Below are 19793 nucleotides of genomic sequence, written 5' to 3'. Positions count from 1 at the left end.
CGAGACCGCCGCAATGAAAAGATCCACGGTCGTCGATCTCTGACGACGGGCGGTGATCCTCCTCGTCGCCAACGTCACGTGGGTTCTCGGCCCTGCGTTCTCGGGCCCGTGCCGTCTCGTACGCCGTCAGTCCGTTCCGCTGGGTGTTCTTGTCCATCTCGGCGCTCAGTGCGACTTCTGCGGTGTCCAGGGCGACGATGGTGGTGTCGGGGGAGTGACCCTTTCTACCCCTCCAACACTTATCCACCTTTTTGTCCACGAATTCAGCGGGCACTCACCGACATCCAGGTGACAGATGTGATTCCCAATTCTCCTCGCTTGCAAGAGGTACCGCCGATAAGTCTCGTTCAGTACCGTCCAGTTTTCCGGTTTCGCACACCAGCGGTCGGGGGTTCGAATCCCTTTGCACGCACCGATGTTTCTGACAGTTGACGGGCTGCCCCCCGTCGACTGTCTCAGTAACAGCCCGGTCCGCCGTCGCTGTCGACGATGCCGGCGCTGGCGTAGCCGCCGTACTCGTCGGTCTCGGTGAAGTCGTAGAACCCACAGCGAGCCCCGTTTTTCTGGACCGGGAGAACGATGTGTTTCTGCTCCTATGAGTTCCCTAGGTATTGGTGTAGTTGATGTCGACCGCGCCGGGCGCGCATCACATGTAGCGCACCTGGTCATACTGGTCGGTGCTGAGGGCGCTGGCCATGCCGGCGCCGAGAATGATCGCGACCAGTGCTGCGCTCGAGACGGCACCGGCCCGAAAGATGTTCATGATGTGATTCCTTGACTTCAAGATAGTGAATACGGCTGCCGCTGCGCCTGGAGTGACCGGCCGGTGACGACAGAACTATGCGCTCCGTTCATCCGAACGCAGCACAGCCGTCGTCTCATGCCGATTGGGGTGCTCCGATCACCACCGTCGCCCACATCTGCTCCGACGATGCGATCGTCGTCGCGAGTCCCGCGGCGGAGAGCGCTTCGGCGGTCAGTCGGGACTGCACATCACCTGTCTCGATCAACACGTGCCCGCCCGGCCGCAGCCAGCGACCGACGGAGCCGGCGACCCGACGATGGACATCGACACCGTCACCACCGCCGTCGAGCGTGTGCCGGGGCTCGTGGTCGCGGGCCTCGGGCGGCATCATCGCGATCTCGGCGGTCGGCACATAGGGAGCGTTGACCACGACGACGTCGACGTTGCCGCGGAGCCGACCCGGTAGCGGATCGAAGAGGTCCCCGCACCACGTCGCACCGCCGACGGTCGATAGGTTGCGCGATGCGCACCGGACGGCGACCGGGTCGATGTCGCAGGCATGGAGTTCGATGCCGGGCAGTTCGGTGGCGATCGCGAGGCCGATCGCACCGGTGCCACAGCAGAGGTCGACGACCACCGCACCCGGCCGCGTGACGGCCAGCGCCTGCCGGACGAGGAATGCGGTCCGCTGCCGGGGGACGAAGACGCCGGAATCGACCTCGATCCGAAGGCCTCGGAACATCATCCATCCGAGCACCACCTCGAGCGGTTCGCCTGCGACCCGCCGCCCGAGGAGGTCCTCCAGTTCGGCGTCGTCGGCGGCGTCGCCGATGAGCAGGTCCGCTTCTTCCTCGGCGAACACGCAGCCCGCGTCTCGCAGTCGGGAGACGGTGCGAGACAAGGTTTCTGCGGACGCGTGGTTCACCGGAAAGCTGCCCCGTCCACGGCTCGTCGATAGCGCGCGGCCAGGTCATCGTGATACCGCGCCGCCACTCGGCATTCGTCCACCAGCTCCGGCGGGCCCAGTACGGTGAAATCGGCCTCGAACGCCCGCAGCCAGCGGGCGATGCTCACCAACGACGTGCTGAACAGCACGAGTTCGCAGCCTTGATCGTCGCCGGCCTCGATGGTGCCCCATGCCGCGTCGACCATGGGTTCGACCACGTCCATCGGTGCGTGGATCCGCACGCGCGCCGACGCCTTCCGGTACACCGCACCAAGGCTGCGCGTCAGATACCCGGTCGCACCCCCTTCTGGCAGGTCCCGGGGAATGAAACGCGGTCCGGTGGGCGTCTTGGGTTCCATCCGGTCGACGCGGAAGGATCGCCAATCCTCGCGACCGAGGTCCCAGCCGACCAGATACCAACGCAAACCGCTCCGCACCAATCGGTATGGTTCGACCTCCCGGCGGCTCTCCGCCCCGTCGCCGCGCCGGTAGTCGAATCTCAGGCGTTCGCTGCGATGACACGCGGTCGCGATCTCGGTGAGCACGTCCCCCGACACCGAGGTGCGCGATTCGCGCGGGACCGCCTCCATGGTCAGGGCATCGAGTCGGTGGCGCAGCCGCGACGGCATCACCTGACGCAGTTTGGTGAGGGCGCCGGCCGACGCATCCGCCATGTCGGCCACCGACCCCGTGGTGATCTCGTTGAGCCCGAGGGCAACGGCGAGGACCTCCTGGTCGTCGAGGAGTAGCGGCGGCATCTCCGCTCCGGCGCCGAGTCGGTACCCGCCGCCGACGCCGACCGTCGCGTCGACCGGGTAGCCGAGCTCACGGAGTTTGTCGATGTCCCGCCGGACCGTGCGGGTGGTGATCTCGAGGCGCCGGGCGAGGTCCGCGCCCGACCAGTCGCGCCGCGTCTGCAACAAGGTCAGCAGAGCCAGCAATCGGGCCGACGTTTCCAACATGGATTCATCCTGCCGCCTTTTGCGGACAGATGGTGACCTCAATACCGACGCGTCGCCGATGCCGCCCCCTAGTCGGGAGCGCCCAGGTTCAGCTCGTCGGGGTGGGCGCCGACCCGCTCACCCGTGTCGAGTGTCGCGATCTCGGCCATGTCGTCGTCGTCGAGCTCGAAGTCGAGGACGTCGATGTTCGCGGAGATGCGCTCGTCGTGCACCGATTTCGGGATCACGATGACGCCGGACTGCAGGTGCCATCGGATCATGACCTGGGCGGTCGAGCGGCCGTGGCGTTCGGCGACCCGGGTCACCGTGGGGTCGGTGAGCAGTGTGTTCGGGATGGAATCCACGCCCCAGCCGGCACCGCTGCCGCCGAGGGGACTCCAGGCCTCCACCGCGATCCCACGGTCGGCGCAGAACGCACGGAGTTCTCGCTGCGCCATACGGGGATGCAGCTCCACCTGGTTGACCGCGGGTGCCTGGCCGGTCGCGTCGATGATCGCGGTCAGATGGTGCGGTTCGAAGTTGGAGACTCCGATCGACGTGGCCTTCCCGGAGTCCCGGATCTCGATCAGGGCCCGCCAGGTCTCGACCATCCGTGCGGTGTCCTGCAGTGGCCAGTGGATCAGGTAGAGGTTGACGTGGTCGAGGCCCAGTCTGTCGAGGCTGGCGTCGATCGCCGCGTGTGCCCGATCGGCACCATGGTCGGCATTCCATAGTTTGGTGGTCACGAAGATCTCGGAACGGTCGACTCCCGACGTCGCGATCCCGCGCCCCACGGCCGCCTCGTTGTCGTAGGCGGCTGCCGTGTCGATGTGGCGGTAGCCCGCGGTGCCGATGGCATACCCGACGGCGTGCTCGGTGTCCCGGTCGTCGGCCTGCCACACGCCGAGACCGAGCTGGGGGATCAGGGCGCCGGTGGTGAGCTCGATGGTCGGGAGATCTGTACTCATGCCTCCAGGCTAGGCCGGAAGCGTCGGATCACGACGAACCGTAGAGGGGGTGAGTCATGAAGAACTGCCACAGCAATTGTGTTGCCGACACGGTATCGGCGGCACTTCCGAGCACTCGATTCCCCATCGAACCCGGCCATCGGTGGGTTCCGCCGCGGATCCGGTAGTGCACGATCTCGTGACCGGAATGCGCGCAGAACGGCCACGAAACACGATCGACGACGGAGTTCCGCGGGATCGTCACCGTGGTGTCGGCACACCCGGCCCGGGCGGACCAGGTCCGCAACCAGGCCGGCGTCGAGAGATAGCGCGCGTGGAATCTGGTGCCGCCGCCGTAATGGATGACCCCGTCGGCGGTGCCGTGGAAGTCGACCAGTGAGATCGGCGGACCGTGCGAACATCCTTGCAATGTGCGGGTGTAGATCGCCGCGCTGATCGTGGCGAAGCCGGCGAATTCACGCGGCATCCGGCAGGCCAGCATCGCCACCAGGCCGCCGCCATTGGATCGTCCGACCGCATAGGTGCGATTCCGGTCGACGCAGGCGCTCGATCGCACCGCGCCGAGGATGGCGCGCGTGAACGCGATGTCGTCGGCGCGCGGTGACGAGTACGGCGCACCCTCCCAGGCGGTGCTGTCGTCGGCGCCGCGCAGCCCGTCCGGGTACACCGTGATCGCGGGCAGAGAGGACAGACCGGTGTAGCGCTCGAAGGTCGCACCGCGCTCGGCGCGGCCGTGAAAGGCGAGGACCAACGGCACCGGCCGGCCGCTGTAGGTCGTCGGAACGTGCATCCGGTACGTCCGGCGTACCCCACGCACGGTGACCGACCTGCTGAGTGTGTCGCCCGCTCGCAGCGAGGGGCACCCGGCCGCCGGCCGCGGATCGGCGGGCGACGCCGAGGCCTGACCCGTCACTCCCGGGGCCGATGCTGCACCGGCCCCGACGATCGTCACCACCGCCACGAGAACGCTCCAGACGAACGTGCCGCGCCGTCGACGAGTGCGGGGGTTGTCGTGCACCGCATCACTGTAGTTGTCGGGCATGCGACGGGTGGCGGGAAGTGGTCCGGACGCCCAAATCCGTACCTCGGTGCATGCGATCTGACATTCTGAGCGCGTGCTCACCGCCGACACCCCATTGGGTCGCCATCCCCGCCTGGCCGTGCTGATTGCGATGGTGACCGCCACGATCGTGATGGTCGCCGCACCGGGGATCCCGGCCGCGATCGGCGCGCCCGCAGTGATCGCCGGATCGTCGGCGCCCGCGGCGTTGCCCCGCGACTTCGACTGGGGCGTCTCGTCATCGGGGTTCCAGAGCGAGGGCTTCTCGCCGGACAGCAACTGGCGGCGTTATGTCGCCTCGGGTGCCACGCATGATCGGGTCGGCACCTCGGTCGACTTCCGGCACCGCTACCGCGGCGACATCGCGCTGGCGAAGGCGCTCGGTGTGAAGGTGTATCGCGTCGGCATCGAGTGGGCGCGCATCGAGCCCCGCCCGGGTGTGCTCGACCGCACCGAGATCGCCTACTACGACGCGATGATCGCCGCCATCGTCGCCGCGGGTATGCGGCCGATGATCACCCTCGATCACTGGGTGTATCCGGGCTGGGTGGCCGATCGTGGCGGCTGGGCGAACCCGGCGACCCCGGCATGGTGGTTGCGCAACGCGCGCCGCGTGGTCGACCGCTACAGCCGGTATCACCCGATCTGGATCACCATCAACGAACCCACCGTGTACGTGACGAACGAACTCCGGACCGGTGCGATCGCGGCGCCCGAGGTCCCGGCGATGCTCGATCGTCTCGTCGGGGTGCATCGGGAGATCTATCGCTACATCCACGGCCGTGACGCTTCGGCGATGGTGTCGTCGAACGTCGCCTACGTCCCGACGGTCGAACCGGTGCTCGACACGCAGTTCGTCGATCGTGTCGCCGACACCCTCGATTTCATCGGCATCGATTACTACTACTCGATCTCACCCGCGAACACCGGTGCCTGGCATGCGCTCACCGACGACAGTTGGCTGGCTCCCGTGTCGGCCGACGGTCTGTACTACGCACTACGGCACTACAGCCGCAGGTATCCGAGCAAGCCGCTGTATGTGGTCGAGTCCGGCATGCCCACCCGCGACGGTGCCGCCCGAGCCGATGGCTACCGCCGTGGCGATCACCTGCGCGACCTCGTCTATTGGCTGCAGCGGGCCCGCGGTGACGGTATGAACGTGATCGGGTACAACTATTGGAGTCTGACCGACAACTTTGAATGGGGAAGCTACACACCGAGATTCGGGCTCTACACGGTGAACGTGACGTCGGACCCGACATTGACGCGGCGACCCACCGACGCGGTGGCCACCTACCGGCGCATCACCGCCGACAACGGCGTGCCACCGAACTATCGTCCGACGCGTCCGGCCGAGTACTGTTCGCTCGTCGCCGCACCGGCCAGTTGCGTCGAACCCGTGCACTGATCCGCGGACAGCGTCAGCCCACACGCAGTCCGATCGACCGACATCACCAGGAGGACGGCTGTGGCTGCCAAGACCTCACTGCCCATCTCATCCATCGTCACCGCCCTGACCGCCGAATGGGCGACACTCGACGCGTTGACGACGTCGCTGTCCGACGACCAGTGGTCGGCGCCCTCGGTGCTGCCGGGCTGGTCGATGGCCGACGTCATCGCGCACGTGATCGGCACCGAGAGCATGCTCGCCGGACGTGAGGTGGAACCGCGCCGCGACGTCGGCGCGCTCGACCATGTGCGCAACCCGATCGGCGAACTCAACGAGAGATGGCTCGACCATTTCCGTGGTTCGTCGCGTGGTGAGGTGATGGCCGCCTATCGCGAGATCGTCGCGGTCCGGACCGACATGCTGACGCGGATGACCCAGGAGGAGTTCGACGCCGACTCGGTGACCCCCGCGGGCCCGGAAAGCTACGGCAGATTCATGCGGATCCGGGTCTTCGACTGCTGGATGCACGAGATCGACATCCGCGACAGCACCGACGGGTCGGCCCCGACCGATGCCGTTCCCGCGGAGCTCGCGCTCGATGAGATCGCCGCGTCCCTGCCGTTCGTGGTGGGTAAGCGGGCCGCCACGCCGAAAGGGACGTCGGTGCTCATGCGGATCGGCGGCGTGGTCTCGCGCGCGATACGTATCGAGGTGGGGGATCGCGCGGTGGCCGTCGACGAGTTCGCCGGCGGCGATCAGTCGGCCGACGTGGCGCTCACTCTCGATGCGCGCGACCTCGCCCGACTGGCCGGGGGGCGGCGCACCGCCGACCCCGGGCGGGTGGCCATCGACGGCGACCGGGCGCTCGGTACCGCGATCCTCGACAACCTCGACTACGTCATCTGAGGTCGGACCCGGGGCAGTCGCCCTGCTCGGGCGTACGTCTGTCCGGTCGAACGTCTGTTCGATACGAATCCGCTGTCCAGACGTGGCACTTCACCAGAGGAAATCCCTTGTCATCCGGCCGGATGACGACCGGGACAAACGTCCAGGTCGCGCCTGCGATGCGCTGACGTTGCGCGAGCCGCGCCGGGCGCGAAGCCGTCAGTGATCGTCGCGGATGACCGCGCCCGAGGCGAACTCGCGCGCCCGCCGGCCGGTCAGAATCTTCGCGGGTTGGGGATCGCTGAGCAGCGTGCGGATGAGTTCCGGGGTGTCGTCGATCGGGCTGTCCGCGGCGACCAGCACGATATTGCCGGTGCGGCGACCCTTGAGCATCGCGGCATCCGCGACGAGGGCGACATCCTGGAAAACGGCGGCCGCGGTCGCGACCTCGGCGCGTGCCAGAGTGAGGTCGCGGCCGTCGCCACAGTTGGCCAGGTAGAGTCCGCCGGGCGCGAGGACCCGACGGACCTGTTCGGTGAACTCCACTGTCGTCAGGTGCCGCGGTGTGCGGGCGGCCGCGAACGCATCCCGGACGATCACGTCGCGGGTGTTCTCGGTCAGGGTGGTCAGGACCTCGCGGCCGTCACCCACGCGGATTCGTAGCCGAGGTGCTCGCGGGAGGTCGAACCACTCGCGGGCGAGCCGCGCCAGCTCGGCATCGATCTCGACGGCGACCTGGCGTGTGGCGTGCTGACGATCCGCGAGGTACCGCGGCAGGGCGCACGCGGCGGCACCGAGGTGCAGGACGCGCAATGACGCGTCGGCGCCGTAGCGGTCTGCCATCACCGCGGCCATCTGGCGCATGTACTCGAAATCGAGAACCGTTGGGTCCGGGTGGATGTGTGAACTCTGGGCCCCGTTGATCGTGAGCAACCACCCGCCCGCGATGGGATCGCGGGACAACTCGGCGACCCCGGTGTCGATCGAGTGCCTCCCGGCGACGGGTTCTGGGCGGGTTCTGGCCATCGCCCGTGAGTCTATGCGGGCCGGACGAGACGCCGGCTCGCCCGCGGATACGATCGCCTCCGTGTCCGGCCGCATCAAGACCCGTCGTCGTGGTCCATCGCTGACCCGCCACCGCGATGCGGGAGTCGCGCTGGGCCTGCTTGCCGGGGTCGCGGCCGACCGCCTGCTCGGCGATCCGCGGCGGTGGCACCCGGTGGCCGGGATCGGGCGCGCGGCGGGCGCGGCCGAACGGGTGCTCTACCGGGACAATCGCCCGGCGGGGGCGGTCTTCGCCTGCGTGTGTCTCGGGGCCGGCTGGGCGGTCGGAGAGCTGGCCGACCGGGTGCCCGCGGTCGGGACCAGGACTGTCATCACGACACTCGCCACCTGGTCGGTGCTCGGTGGCACCACGCTCATCCGGGTCGGTGACGCGGTGGCCGATGCGCTCGACTCCGAGGACATCGAGGGCGCGCGACAGCTGGTTCCCAGCCTCTGTGGACGAGATCCCGAGGCTCTCGACGAGGCGGGGATTGTCCGTGCCGCTCTCGAATCGATTGCCGAGAACACGTCCGACGCCACGGTGGCGCCGCTCTTCTGGGCGGCATTCGCCGGGATGCCCGGGCTGATCGGGTATCGCGTGGTCAACACACTCGACGCGATGGTCGGGCACCGTAGCGAACGGTACCGGCGGTTCGGATGGGCGGCGGCGCGTCTCGACGACCTCGCGAATCTGGCGCCCGCGCGGCTCACCGGAGCGTTGACGGTCGTGCTGGGCGGAGCTCCCGCCAGGTCCGTGCGGGCCTGGCGCCGCGACGCGGGTGCACATCCGAGTCCCAACGCCGGCGTCGTGGAGGCCACGTTCGCGGGCGCGCTCGGGGTCACGCTGGGTGGGCGCACCGAATATCCCTACGGTGTCGAGCAGCGGCCGTTGCTGGGCGACGGACCCGCGCCCCGGACATCTGACCTGCGTGCCGCTGTCGTCCTGTCCCGCCGTGTCCAGACCGCGGCGGCCGTCGGGGCGGCGGCGGTGGTGCTCCTGGTCAGCCGCCGTAGCGGTCGCTGAGTTTGGCGCGCACGTCGGCCGACGTGTCTTCGGCGTCCGGACCGGAGCCGATCTGGCCGCGTTGTCGGGCCCCCGACGCGGCCCCTGCCTCACGGAGGTCGGCGCGGACGCGTGCCCGGCGGTTCCGCGGCGCCGCCGACTCGGCGTCCTCGGCCGCGGGAGCGACGGGCGAGGTCCCGTCGGGTTGTTCGTCGGTGGACACGGCGGCCGCGGTGTTGCGCCGGCGCTGGCGGATCTCGGAGTAGATGAAGTACCCGGCACCGAGCGGCGCCATGATGCCGAAGGCCAGCCACTGCAGCCCGTAGGACAGGTATGGGCCGGATTCCAGCTGCGGTAGCGGGATCTCGCCCAGCGAGCCGGGCTGGTCGGGGGAGAGTTGGAGATAGAACGGGTCGAAGGTGGTGTCGACGGCCCGGCCCACCTCGGCGGGATCGATCGTGTAGACGGCCCGCGTGCCACCCTCCTCGTGGGCGCCGCGGCCGGGACTGGTTCCCTCGCTCGCACGGATGCGTGCGGTGATGGTGGTCTCGCCGCTCGGCGCGGTGGGAACGTCGGGCAGTGCGCCCTGGTCCGGTCGCACGAATCCCCGGTCGACGAGCACCACGCGGGAACCGTCGGTCGCGGCGAACGGGGTGAGGACCTCCACGGCGGGCCGTTCGTCCACCGAACGTAGGCGGACCAGGACCTCGCGATCGGTGAGGTAGTGACCCGTCATGGTCACCTCGCGCCATTCCGTGGTGGGCTTGAACGCCGCACCCGGAGGTGCGAGTGATCCCAAGGTCGCCGAGGGCGTGGACATCGCGGACTTGATCAGGTCGTTGCGCTCCTCGGTGGCACTGTTCTTACCCAGCTGCCACGGGGCGAGGAGGGTGAAGCAGAGGACCGCGAAGGCGATGACGACCAGACCCAGGGCGATCCACCCGGGGCGTAGGAACATCCGAACCACGCGCACACCTCAACGGTACCGAGCCGCCGAGGCCGCACATACGCGGCCACCACCGAAAACAGGGCTGCCCAGGGTAGCGTGGACGAAATGCGAGATTTCCTCTGCCGAAAGTGCGGCCAGCGTCTTTCCTTCGAGAACAGCCTGTGTCTGCACTGCAAGAGCGCATTGGGATTCTGGCTCCCGGCACGCACCATTTATGTGCTCGACGACGAGGGCCGCGTCGAAGTCGACGGCCAGCTTCTCGAGCGATGCACGAACAACAAAGTGGCACAGTGCAACTGGCTGGTTCCGTGGTCGGGCGTGCCGAGTCTGTGCACATCGTGCCGGCTCACCCGGACGCGGCCGGGTGACCACGACACCGACGCGCTGGTGGAGTTCGGCCGGGCGGAGACGGCCAAGCGTCGGGTGGTTCTCGAACTCGACGAGTTGCGCCTTCCGATCCAGGGGCGCGACGAGGAACCAGCGACGGGGCTCGCGTTCGACCTGCTGTCGAGTGCCACGCAACCGGTGACCACGGGACATGCGAGCGGGGTGATCACGCTTGACCTCGCGGAGGGCGACGATGTGCACCGCGAGCAGATGCGCGTCGAACTCGACGAGCCATACCGCACCGTGCTGGGCCACTTTCGGCACGAGATCGGCCACTACTACCAGACCGTTCTGGTCGACGACACGGTTCGGCAGGCGTTCGAGGACCTGTTCGGCGATCCCGACGACGACTACCAGGCGGCGTTGGACCGGCACTATTCCGAGGGCGCACCGACGGGATGGCATCAGAACTTCGTGTCGTCGTACGCGACGATGCACCCCGCGGAGGACTTCGCCGAGACCTTCGCGCACTATCTGCACATCCGCGACACCCTGGACACCGCGGCGGCGTTCGCGATGGCACCGTCCGGTTCGACGCTCGACAGTGTCCTGCCGGGGGACGTCGGTTTCGATCAGCTGGTGGAGTGGTGGCTACCGCTCACTTGGGCGTTGAACCAGATCAACCGCTCGATGGGGCATCCCGATCTCTACCCGTTCGTCCTTCCGGAGCGGGTCCTCGAGAAGATCCGGTTCGTCCACAACCTCGTTCTGCCCGGCTGAGCCGCGGCGGGTCCACCGCGGACTACTCGGACTCCTCGAGCGTCGCATGTACCCACGCCAACAGTCCCGGGACGGCGCTCTCGATCTGTTCGCGGGTGATCGCGAAGTCCTCACCCGTCCCGTAGAAGGGATCGTTGAGGTCGAGGTCGTCGGGTCCGGCGGTCGGGTCGAAGCTGCGCAACAGTCGTACGCGGTCGCCGAGACGCTTGCGCTCCAGTTCGCGGACGTGCCCCGCGTCCATCGCCACCAGCAGGTCGGCGTCGAAATGGACGGGGGAGAGCTGTGCGGCCACGTGCGCATCGGAGTAGCCGTGGGCGAGCAACTCCGTGCGCGCTCGATTATCGGCGGGTTCGCCGGTGTGCCACCCGCTCGTGCCGCAGCTGGTCACCCGGACGCGGTCCGATAGCCCGGCGTCGTCGAGCGCCGAGCGGAAGATGTTCTGTGCCATGGGCGACCGGCAGATGTTGCCGGTGCACACGAAACACACGTGTAGTTGCTCAGACACCAAGTACCTCGCGCAGATGTGCGATCGACCCGACCGTCCATGCGGCCGCGTCGTCCTCCCCATGCAGAGCGTAGCCCCAACGCACGAGGATCGCCGGTATACCGAACAACGCTGCGCCCTCGACGTCGTGGGCCCGGTCACCGAGCATCACCACTGGCGTATCGGTCACATGTGTGGCGGGGTCTGCCGAGATCCCCAATTGGGCGAGGGCATGCGCGATTACGTCGGACTTGGCGCGACGGGTGCCGTCGTCGCTGGCGCCCGCGATGAACCGGAAATGGTGGGCCAGCCCGAAATGATCAAGGATGGCTCGGGCGGTGCCTTCGTTTTTCGAGGTCGCCACGGCCAGCGTGCGTCCGGTCGAGGCCAGATCTTCGAGGAGACCGGGCATGCCGTCGAAGACGGAGTTCTCCAGCCAACCGACATCCGTGTAACGCCGGCGATATGCGCGCATGGCCGCATCGGCGGTCTCCTGATCGAGGCCGATGGCAGTGAGGGTGTCGATCATCGGTGGGCCCGCGATGCCCGCGATCACTTCCGGGGCCGGCTCAGGGGCATCGACCTCGGCCAGCGCATGCCGGAAACTGTTGGCGATGCCCGTGAAGCTGTCGGTGATGGTGCCGTCGAGATCGATGAGCAGGACGGTGGCCGGGTCTGCGGGATCCGGTCGGGCGGGCAGGACGTCGGCGGCCTCAGGCATGTCGGTCACTGTTCCATCGTGCACGTAGGCTGGTGATTTATGACATCGGGGCTGTTCGCGCGGCATCGTCACGGCGATGCCGACGCCGAACCCGGCCTGGTCGACTTCGCGGTCAACGTGCGAAGTGGCCCGCCGGAGTTCATCGGTGACGCGATCGCACGTCGGATCGGCGATCTGGCGCAGTATCCGTCGATCTCCGATCAGGAGAAGGCGATTACCGCCATCGCAGCGGCGCACGGCAGGCCGCGCGACGAGGTGCTCCTGCTGTCCGGCGCCGCCGAGGGGTTCGAGTTGCTGCCGCGCCTGGCGCCCCGGCATGCCGCCTTGATCCAGCCGTCGTTCACCGAACCCGAACTCGCCCTGCGGTCCGCGGGGGTACCGATCACCGACGTGGTCCTGCCGCCGCCGTGGGAATTGGTGCCCGACGCGGTGCCCGACGACGCGGATCTGGTGGTGCTCGGCAACCCCACCAACCCGACGTCGGTGCTGCATCCGGTGTCCGCCATCGAGAGTCTGCGGAGGCCGGGGCGGCTGGTGGTGGTCGACGAGGCATTCGCCGACATCACCCTCGATCCAGGGACCCGGCAGAGTGAGCCTGCGTCGATCGCCGGCGACCGCGCCGAAGACGTGATCGTCATCCGAAGCGTGACAAAGACATTCGGCTTGGCCGGCCTGCGAGCCGGTTATCTGCTCGCCGCGGCGGCGGTGATCGGGCGGCTCACCGTCGGCCGTCGTCCGTGGCCGCTCGGGACCCTTGCACTGACCGCGCTGACCGAATGCGTCGGCCCCGAGGGGCAACGGTATGCCCGCGAGCAGGCCGAGGTGATCGCGGCAGACCGGGCGGAGATGGTGGCGCAGTTGACCGCCGCGGGGATCGAGGTCTGCGTGGCACCGAGCGCGTCGTTTGTGCTGACTGCGATGCCCGACGCCCTCGAGATGAAGAGACGATTGCGCGACAAGGGATTCGCCGTCCGGAGCGCTGCGAATTTCGTGGGGCTCGACGACCGGCACCTGCGGCTTGCGGTGCGCGATGCGGCGACCACCCGGTCGTTGATCGCGGCCATCGACGAAGTACGAGAGGAGCTCGGATCATGACCATATCCGCCGCTGCGAACGTGACCGGTGCGGACGTGATCGAGGTGCTCGATCGCGCGTACCCCCGACGGCTCGCCGAGCCATGGGACTCGGTGGGCCCCGTCTGTGGGGATCCGACCGAGCCCGTCGGATCGGTGCTGGTGTGCGTCGACGTCACCGACGCCGTGGTGGACGTGGCCGTCGAATCGGGTGCACAGATGGTGGTCGCCCACCATCCGCTGTTGCTTCGCGGAGTGGATTCTGTTGCGGCGGACACCGTCAAGGGACGGCTGATCCATCGTCTGATCCGTTCGGGGATCGCTCTGTTCACCGCGCACACCAACGCCGACAGCGCGCGGCCCGGGGTGTCCGATGCGCTGGCCGAACTCATGGGCCTCGTCGACACCGTCCCGATCGACCCGAAACCTGCTGCGCCCATCGACAAATGGGTTGTGATGGTGCCAGAGGGCAACGCCGAGCAGGTGAGCGAGGCGATGTTCGCGGCCGGCGCCGGTGCGATCGGAGAATACCGCGACTGCTCGTGGTCGGTGGTCGGCACCGGACAGTTCGAGGCCCAGGACGCGGCCAATCCGGCGATCGGGGTCATCGGGGAGCGCACTCGCGTTGATGAGGACCGGATCGAGATGGTCGCGGCGCGAGGTCTGCGGGCAGCGGTCCTCGCTGCGTTGCGCGGTGCACATCCGTATGAGGAACCGGCTTTCGACATCCTCGAACTGGCCGAGACCGCAGACGTCGTGGGTCTCGGACGATTCGGACGACTGGCTTCCCCGATGACGGTGCGAGAGTTCGCCGAACGCGCGGCAGAGCGTCTGAGCAGTCCGTCCGGCGTCCGGGTGGCGGGAGACCTCGACGCCCGCGTCGAGCTGGTCGCCGTGTGCGGCGGTGCAGGCGATTCACTGCTCGACACGGTGACAGCGGTCGGTGCCGACGTGTACCTGACCGGGGATCTGAGGCATCACCCGGCCGACGAGAGTCGCCGCCGCGGCGGGCCGGCTCTCGTCGACGCCGGGCACTGGGCGACCGAGTTCCCGTGGTGTGGGCAGGCGGCGACCCTGCTGTCGGAGTCCCTCGCTGTCGACGTCGCGGTGTACCGCGAGCCGACCGACCCGTTCGCCGTCGTCGGCCGGCCGTGACGCGGTGTTCCCGGCCGTGGCCGGGCGCGTACCGTGTGGGGCACCCATCTGCCGCTGTCGGCGGCGATCGGGCACGAGAACAGCAGAGGGATGAGGCATTGGTGACGAGAGCACATCGCGTGCGCGTATCGCGGAGGTTTGCACAGTGAAGGTGGACGCAGGAATCCAGCGACAACTCCTCGACCTGGCCGACGCCGACGCCGAACTCGCTCGGCTGGATCATCGTCGGACGCACCTGCCCGAGGACACCGAGATCACCGAGTTGGACCAGCGGATCGAATCCGCGCGCAATGATCTGGTCCGCGCCGAGATCTCCGCCGAGGACCTGACTCGCGAGTATCGGCGGATCGACAGTGAGGTGTCGGGGATGGCCTCGCGGGAGGCCAAGGATTCCGCGCAGCTGACCGCGGGCGGACTCGCGCCCAAGGCGCTCTCCGAACTGCAGCACGAGTTGTCCGGCCTGGCCCGTCGTCGCGCGTCTCTCGAAGACGATCTGCTCGGCGTCATGGAGCAGCAGGAGGCGGTCACCGCCGAAGAGCAGCGGGCCGCCGCGACCATCGAACACCTGGACAGCGAGGTCGCGTCCACCCGTGAGCGCAGGAACACCGCATTGTCGGGGATCGCGGCCGATCACGACGCCGTCGCGGCACGGCGGGAATCGATCGCGGCCGAGATCACACCGGAACTCCTTGCGGTGTACGAGAAGCAGCGCGCGACCGGCCGGATCGGCGCGGGCCTGCTGAGGGCCCGCCGATGCGGTGCATGCCGGATGGAGCTGGATCGCGGCACCATCGCCTCGATCGCGGCGAAACCCGCCGACGAGGTGGTCCGCTGTGAGGAATGCGGCGCAGTCCTGGTCCGGACGGCCGAATCGGGTCTCTGATGGCGACGGCTGCGCGATCTGGCGGCCGGGCGCCGACGTGGCAGGGCCAACGGGCCCACCCGACCCGGATCTTGTTGCTGCGGCACGGGCAGACGGAACTGTCGGTGGAGCGTCGCTACTCGGGGCGCGGGAACCCGGCGTTGACCGAACTCGGACGTCGGCAGGCGGCGGCTGCGGCGCAGCGGCTCGGCGTGCACACAGAGATCGCGGCGGTGATCTCGTCGCCGCTGCAGCGCGCACGGTCGACCGCGGAGGCGGTTGCCGACCGCTTGGGACTCGCTGTCGAGATCGACGACGGTTTCATCGAGACGGACTTCGGTGACTGGGAGGGCCTGACATTCACCGAGGCCGCCGAGCGTGATCCCGAGTTGCACGCCCGATGGCTCGGCGACACGACGGTTGCGCCACCCGGCGGGGAGAGTTTCGCCCAGGTCTCCGAGCGGATTGCCACCACCAGAGATGCTGTGCTGCAGCGTTATCCGGGTGCCACCGTGCTCGTCGTATCGCATGTCACCCCGATCAAGACAATGCTCCGGGACGCACTGCGAACCGGGCCCGAACTCTTGTTCCGGCTGCATCTGGACCTGGCATCGTTGTCCATCGCGGAGTTCTATCCTGACGGCGGATCCGTCGTGCGACTGGTGAACGACACCGGCCACCTCGACTGACTCGTGACCACGGCCCGCTATCCTGTGTGGGCGAACGAGTCGGCCGGGCGGCCGCGGCGGTCGGAACGGCCCAGACCTCTGGGTACGCCGCTCGCCGAGGAAAGTCCGGACTCCACAGAGCAGGGTGGTTGTCAACGGCAACCCGGGGTGACCCGCGGGACAGTGCCACAGAGAACAGACCGCCGCCCCGATCCGTCGGGGCGGTAAGGGTGAAACGGTGCGGTAAGAGCGCACCAGCGACACGGGTGACCGCGTCGGCTAGGTAAACCCCACCCGGAGCAAGGCCGAAGCTCGCACCCCGGGGTGACCGGGAGTGCGGGTGCGCGGGTGTTCGAGGGCTGCTCGCCCGAGCCCGCGGGTGGGCCGCTCGAGGTACCCGGCGACGGAGTACCCAGATGGATGGTCGCCGCCCGCCTCGTGGTGAGAACCGCGAGACCGGGTACAGGATCCGGCTTACACGCCGGCTCGTTCGCCCCTACAGTCGGTGACGTGCAGCGCAAACTGTCCGCCCCCGACCTCGACTTCGACGCGGTACGGAACGAACTCGGCGTCAGCGAGGACTACGGCGCGACCGCGCAGGCGGAGGCCGATCACCCCGTCGACCGGTTCGCCGCCGTTCGCGAGGACCGGACCGACCTCCCGTTCGTCACGATCGATCCGCCGACCTCGATGGATCTCGACCAGGCGGTGCACATCGTCGCCGATGGCGAGGGTTTCGTGGTGAACTACGCGATCGCCGACGTCGCGGCCCTGATCGAACCGGAGGGGGCGCTCGACGCGGAGAGCCGCCGGCGCGGCACGACCGTCTATTTCCCGGACTGCTCGGTCCCGCTGCATCCGCGATCGCTGTCGGAGGGCGCGGGATCGCTGCTGCCCGACCAGACCCGGCCGTGCGTGCTGTGGACCATCCGGGTCGGCGCCGACGGCGAGCCCGCCGACGTGTCGATTGCCCGGGCCACGGTGCGGTCGGTCGCAAAGCTCGACTATGCGGGGGTGTCGGCCGATGCCGCGGCGGGGCGGTTGCATCCGTCGATCGATGCCCTGCCCGCGTTCGGCGAACTGCGGCATCGAGTCGCACTCGATCGTGGTGCGGTCGAACTCGATCTGCCCGATCAAGAAGTTGTCCGGGACGGCGGGGACGCTCGCTCCGCTCCCGGCGCCGGTTCGATTCGGCCCGCTCGCTCCGCTCCCGGCGCCGGTTCGATTCGGCCCGCTCGCTCCGCTCCCGGCGCCGGGTGGACCCTGCGGCTCGCCCCGCACACCCCGGCGGACCTGTGGAACTCGCAGCTGTCGTTGCTCACCGGAATGTGCGCCGGGCAGATCATGGCCGATGCCGGGATCGGCCTGCTGCGCACCCTGCCGCCCGCGGATCCTCGTGCGGTGTCCGCGCTGCGCGCGACGGCGACGTCGCTGGACGTCGACTGGCCCGCGGACGTGACACCCGGCCAGTTCCTCGCGGGGCTGCCCAGGGAGGAACCGGCGACCCTCGCGTTGATGTCGGTGGGCGCGACCCTGATGCGCGGTGCCGACTATCTGGCACTGGGGAGCAATGGCGACGGCGATGTGCGCGAAACGCCGTCGCCCGACCGGCTGCGCCACGCGGCGATTGCCGGGCTCTACGCTCACGTCACCGCACCGTTGCGACGGCTCGGCGATCGTTTCGCCACCGAGGTGTGCCTCGCCGTCACCTCTGGGAACCCGGTGCCGGACTGGGTGACCCGGGCCTTGCCGACCCTTCCGAAGATCCTGCGGGCGGCGGATTCCCTCGCCTCGTCGGCCGACCGCGCGAGCATCGATCTGACCGAGGCCGTCGTACTCGCGGGCCGGGTGGGGGAGACCTTCGACGCCGTCGTCCTGCACGCGGCGACCGAACACCGAGCCGCGCAGGTCTTCCTCGCCGACCCCGCGGTGATCGCCCCGTGCGACGGAGATCCGGCGCAGGGGCGCGGGATCTCGGTGGTCCTCACGGTCGCCGACCCGTCGGCCCGAAAGGTGCTGTTCGTCCCCGCCGGCGGGTGAACGATGCATCTCGCGGTGGTGCTGCGCCGTCGCCACTCGCCGACCGGGCGCAGAACCTCGTCGACCGTGCGCACTTTCGCGCCGATCGTGCGGGTGGGGTGGCCCGCGACGACGACGTGGGCCCGCTCGACGGGATACTGTGCACGTTCGACGGGATACTGTGCACGTTCGACGGGATACTGTGCACGTTCGCCGGAATCGCGGGCCCGCTCGTGCCGTGGTCAGATGTCCTTGGCGGCCTTGCGGTAGGCATCGATGGCCCGCTCGCCGTCAGCCTGTTGCCGGGCATCGATGCGCCCGAGTACGAACATGTCGGGGCCGGAGAGCTTCCCGGACCCGGCGATCTCGGCCACCCGAGCGCGATTGATCCGGCTGTCGTTGTAGTCGCCGAGCGCGGATTGCACGCGCTTGGCGATCGTGGCGACCTTGCGGTACCGCTTCCTGTCGAGAGGCTCGGCGGCGTCGGTGCTGTAACGCAGCCGCTTCGCGCGTTTACGAATGGTGTGCAGTTGTTCTGCCCATTCCTCGGAGCCCTCCGTCAGGCTCGACAACACGCTTTGCTCGTTGCGGATCTTCTTGCGGCTCTTGGCAATGGCGCGGTCCACGGCGATCGTCGCGTCGAGATCGGCGTCGGGTCCGGGCGGTGGTGACGCGATGAGCTCGTCGATCGCGTCGAGTAGGGCGAAGTACCTGTCGGAGTCGATCGCGGCATGCGCGGCCTTGATCGCCCGGTCGTGGATCGCGATCTCCGTGCCGGCGAGCTCGGCGATCAGCGACTGCGAGGCGTTCTCGGCCTTCAGGAGGTTCTCGTCGAGTGCCAGCTGGACTTCCGAATCGCGGGCATCACCGAGGATCCTCGCGAGGAGCTTCAGCTCGCCACCGATGTGATCGGTGCGCTCGGCGTCGAGAACGGTCGGGAATCCGGAGAACACGCTGCGGAGCCGTCGGCAGGCCACCCGCATCTGGTGCACCGCGTCGTCGGCGTCGGTGCGCACGAGCGGATCCTGGGTGATGAGCGAGTTGCGGTGGATGGCGATGTCGGTGACCACGAGTTCCAGCGCGGTCGGCCGCTTGCCGAGGTGCGGTTCGACCACGGTCGGAGTGGAACCGATCGCACGTGCGAGTTTGGATGCCGACGACGGTTCGCGACCGCCCGCACCACGCAGGGTCTTCTCCGCGGTCTTGAGCAGGCGCGGGTGCGGGTCGTTGCCCAGGAGTTCGAACTCCCACTCGGCCCACTCCTGGAAATGTCCACCGGGCAGCAGCGATTGCGCGGTGACCAGATCCTCGGCGAACTCGGCGACGGGCTGCCCATCGGCCCCGAGCAGCGTCGTCACGGTCCGTGTCGTGGACACGGCCGCGACCGGGATGAGCCTGCGGGTCCGGGTCAGTGCCACCACGGGGGAGATCAGGTCGGTCGGGACCTCGCCATCGGCCGGCGCCTCGTCGAAGCCGAGCTGGAGCTCCCGCCGCGCGCCGCGCGCCGCGGCCGGGCGCTTGAGATGCCATCCGGCGTCGTGGCCACCGGTGCGGCGGCGCAAGGTGATCCGGTTACCGGCCAGGTCGAGGTTCTCGGTGTCGAAGTACGTGGCATCGAGACTGAACGTCTCGGGTTCCGTCGCACCGATGACGCCGGGCAGGACTCGGAGGTCGGGTGCGGTGTGCCCCGCATCCACATCGAACTTCAGTTCCACTTCGAGCTGCTCGGATGCCGGCACCCGGTCCTCCTGTGTCCCTGGGCGCGGGTCGATG

18 protein-coding genes and 1 other RNA gene are annotated in these 19793 nt (G+C 68.6%); 10 read left to right on the top strand and 9 right to left on the bottom strand.

Annotated features, from left to right (window positions below; all coding sequences use genetic code 11):
• Window positions 1-878 precede the first annotated feature (878 nt).
• The 4 genes from ACLQ3I_RS01030 to ACLQ3I_RS01015 all read right to left on the bottom strand — a co-directional run bounded on the left by ACLQ3I_RS01030 (window position 879) and on the right by ACLQ3I_RS01015 (window position 4618).
• A complete protein-coding gene (locus ACLQ3I_RS01030; RefSeq protein ID WP_425799881.1) occupies window positions 879-1646 on the bottom strand; it encodes a putative protein N(5)-glutamine methyltransferase in 768 nt (255 codons plus the stop codon).
• Between the two features lie 20 nt (window positions 1647-1666).
• Complete coding sequence (locus ACLQ3I_RS01025; RefSeq protein WP_425799880.1) at window positions 1667-2653, bottom strand: helix-turn-helix transcriptional regulator; 987 nt, start codon at window positions 2651-2653, stop codon at window positions 1667-1669.
• 68 nt (window positions 2654-2721) lie between these two features.
• Window positions 2722-3600 carry an aldo/keto reductase gene (locus ACLQ3I_RS01020; protein WP_425791761.1) on the bottom strand — a complete coding sequence of 293 codons (879 nt, stop codon included), beginning with the start codon at window positions 3598-3600 and terminating at the stop codon, window positions 2722-2724.
• 28 nt (window positions 3601-3628) lie between these two features.
• Entirely contained in the window at window positions 3629-4618 is a 990-nt protein-coding gene (locus ACLQ3I_RS01015) for an alpha/beta hydrolase family esterase (protein WP_425799879.1), read from the bottom strand.
• 154 nt (window positions 4619-4772) lie between these two features.
• On the opposite strand from ACLQ3I_RS01015, the gene ACLQ3I_RS01010 reads away from it, so the two are divergent.
• Window positions 4773-6068, top strand: a complete 1296-nt coding sequence (locus ACLQ3I_RS01010; protein ID WP_425792099.1) for a family 1 glycosylhydrolase — start codon at window positions 4773-4775, stop codon at window positions 6066-6068.
• Between the two features lie 60 nt (window positions 6069-6128).
• Window positions 6129-6956: a maleylpyruvate isomerase family mycothiol-dependent enzyme gene (locus ACLQ3I_RS01005; protein WP_425791765.1), complete on the top strand. Its 828-nt coding sequence runs from the start codon at window positions 6129-6131 to the stop codon at window positions 6954-6956.
• 198 nt (window positions 6957-7154) lie between these two features.
• On the opposite strand, the gene ACLQ3I_RS01000 is transcribed toward ACLQ3I_RS01005, so the two are convergent.
• Window positions 7155-7961, bottom strand: coding sequence for a spermidine synthase (locus tag ACLQ3I_RS01000; protein WP_425799878.1), 807 nt, complete (start codon window positions 7959-7961; stop codon window positions 7155-7157).
• 136 nt (window positions 7962-8097) lie between these two features.
• Here ACLQ3I_RS01000 and ACLQ3I_RS00995 point away from each other — a divergent pair, with 136 nt between their 5' ends.
• The gene (locus ACLQ3I_RS00995) at window positions 8098-9003 is read left to right on the top strand and encodes a cobalamin biosynthesis protein (protein ID WP_425792100.1); all 906 of its coding nucleotides are present in this window, start codon (window positions 8098-8100) and stop codon (window positions 9001-9003) included.
• Here the strand turns inward: ACLQ3I_RS00995 and ACLQ3I_RS00990 are convergent.
• Window positions 8981-9955 (bottom strand): SURF1 family protein, encoded by a 975-nt coding sequence (locus ACLQ3I_RS00990; protein ID WP_425791768.1) that lies wholly within the window; start codon window positions 9953-9955, stop codon window positions 8981-8983. The two genes, ACLQ3I_RS00995 and ACLQ3I_RS00990, sit on opposite strands and share 23 nt — an antisense overlap.
• Window positions 9956-10036: 81 nt before the next feature.
• Between ACLQ3I_RS00990 and ACLQ3I_RS00985 the strand changes: the two genes are divergently transcribed.
• The gene (locus ACLQ3I_RS00985) at window positions 10037-11038 is read left to right on the top strand and encodes a zinc-binding metallopeptidase family protein (RefSeq protein WP_425799877.1); all 1002 of its coding nucleotides are present in this window, start codon (window positions 10037-10039) and stop codon (window positions 11036-11038) included.
• A 22-nt stretch (window positions 11039-11060) separates the two neighbouring features.
• On the opposite strand, the gene ACLQ3I_RS00980 is transcribed toward ACLQ3I_RS00985, so the two are convergent.
• Window positions 11061-11543: a low molecular weight protein-tyrosine-phosphatase gene (locus ACLQ3I_RS00980; RefSeq protein WP_425791772.1), complete on the bottom strand. Its 483-nt coding sequence runs from the start codon at window positions 11541-11543 to the stop codon at window positions 11061-11063.
• Window positions 11536-12243: an HAD hydrolase-like protein gene (locus ACLQ3I_RS00975; RefSeq protein WP_425792101.1), complete on the bottom strand. Its 708-nt coding sequence runs from the start codon at window positions 12241-12243 to the stop codon at window positions 11536-11538. The genes ACLQ3I_RS00980 and ACLQ3I_RS00975 overlap by 8 nt, the downstream gene beginning before the upstream one ends.
• Before the next feature lie 39 nt (window positions 12244-12282).
• On the opposite strand from ACLQ3I_RS00975, the gene cobC reads away from it, so the two are divergent.
• From cobC to ACLQ3I_RS00945, 6 genes are all read left to right on the top strand, one after another.
• Complete coding sequence (gene cobC / locus ACLQ3I_RS00970) at window positions 12283-13338, top strand: Rv2231c family pyridoxal phosphate-dependent protein CobC (RefSeq protein WP_425799876.1); 1056 nt, start codon at window positions 12283-12285, stop codon at window positions 13336-13338.
• Window positions 13335-14471: a Nif3-like dinuclear metal center hexameric protein gene (locus ACLQ3I_RS00965; RefSeq protein ID WP_425791775.1), complete on the top strand. Its 1137-nt coding sequence runs from the start codon at window positions 13335-13337 to the stop codon at window positions 14469-14471. Before cobC ends, ACLQ3I_RS00965 begins: the two co-directional genes overlap by 4 nt.
• A 145-nt stretch (window positions 14472-14616) precedes the next feature.
• Window positions 14617-15354, top strand: coding sequence for a zinc ribbon domain-containing protein (locus tag ACLQ3I_RS00960; protein ID WP_425799875.1), 738 nt, complete (start codon window positions 14617-14619; stop codon window positions 15352-15354).
• The gene (locus ACLQ3I_RS00955) at window positions 15354-16022 is read left to right on the top strand and encodes a bifunctional RNase H/acid phosphatase (protein WP_425791779.1); all 669 of its coding nucleotides are present in this window, start codon (window positions 15354-15356) and stop codon (window positions 16020-16022) included. The genes ACLQ3I_RS00960 and ACLQ3I_RS00955 overlap by 1 nt, the downstream gene beginning before the upstream one ends.
• A 35-nt stretch (window positions 16023-16057) precedes the next feature.
• Window positions 16058-16494, top strand: an RNA gene (rnpB, locus tag ACLQ3I_RS00950) — RNase P RNA component class A.
• Window positions 16495-16511: 17 nt separating this feature from the next.
• A complete protein-coding gene (locus ACLQ3I_RS00945) occupies window positions 16512-18041 on the top strand; it encodes an RNB domain-containing ribonuclease (protein ID WP_425799874.1) in 1530 nt (509 codons plus the stop codon).
• A gap of 221 nt (window positions 18042-18262) precedes the next feature.
• On the opposite strand, the gene ACLQ3I_RS00940 is transcribed toward ACLQ3I_RS00945, so the two are convergent.
• A complete protein-coding gene (locus ACLQ3I_RS00940) occupies window positions 18263-19759 on the bottom strand; it encodes a CHAD domain-containing protein (protein ID WP_425791783.1) in 1497 nt (498 codons plus the stop codon).
• Window positions 19760-19793 lie beyond the last annotated feature (34 nt).

Source organism: Gordonia sp. DT101 (genome assembly GCF_049844895.1).
Taxonomy (GTDB): domain Bacteria; phylum Actinomycetota; class Actinomycetes; order Mycobacteriales; family Mycobacteriaceae; genus Gordonia.
This window is presented reverse-complemented; position numbering and strand designations above follow the sequence as displayed.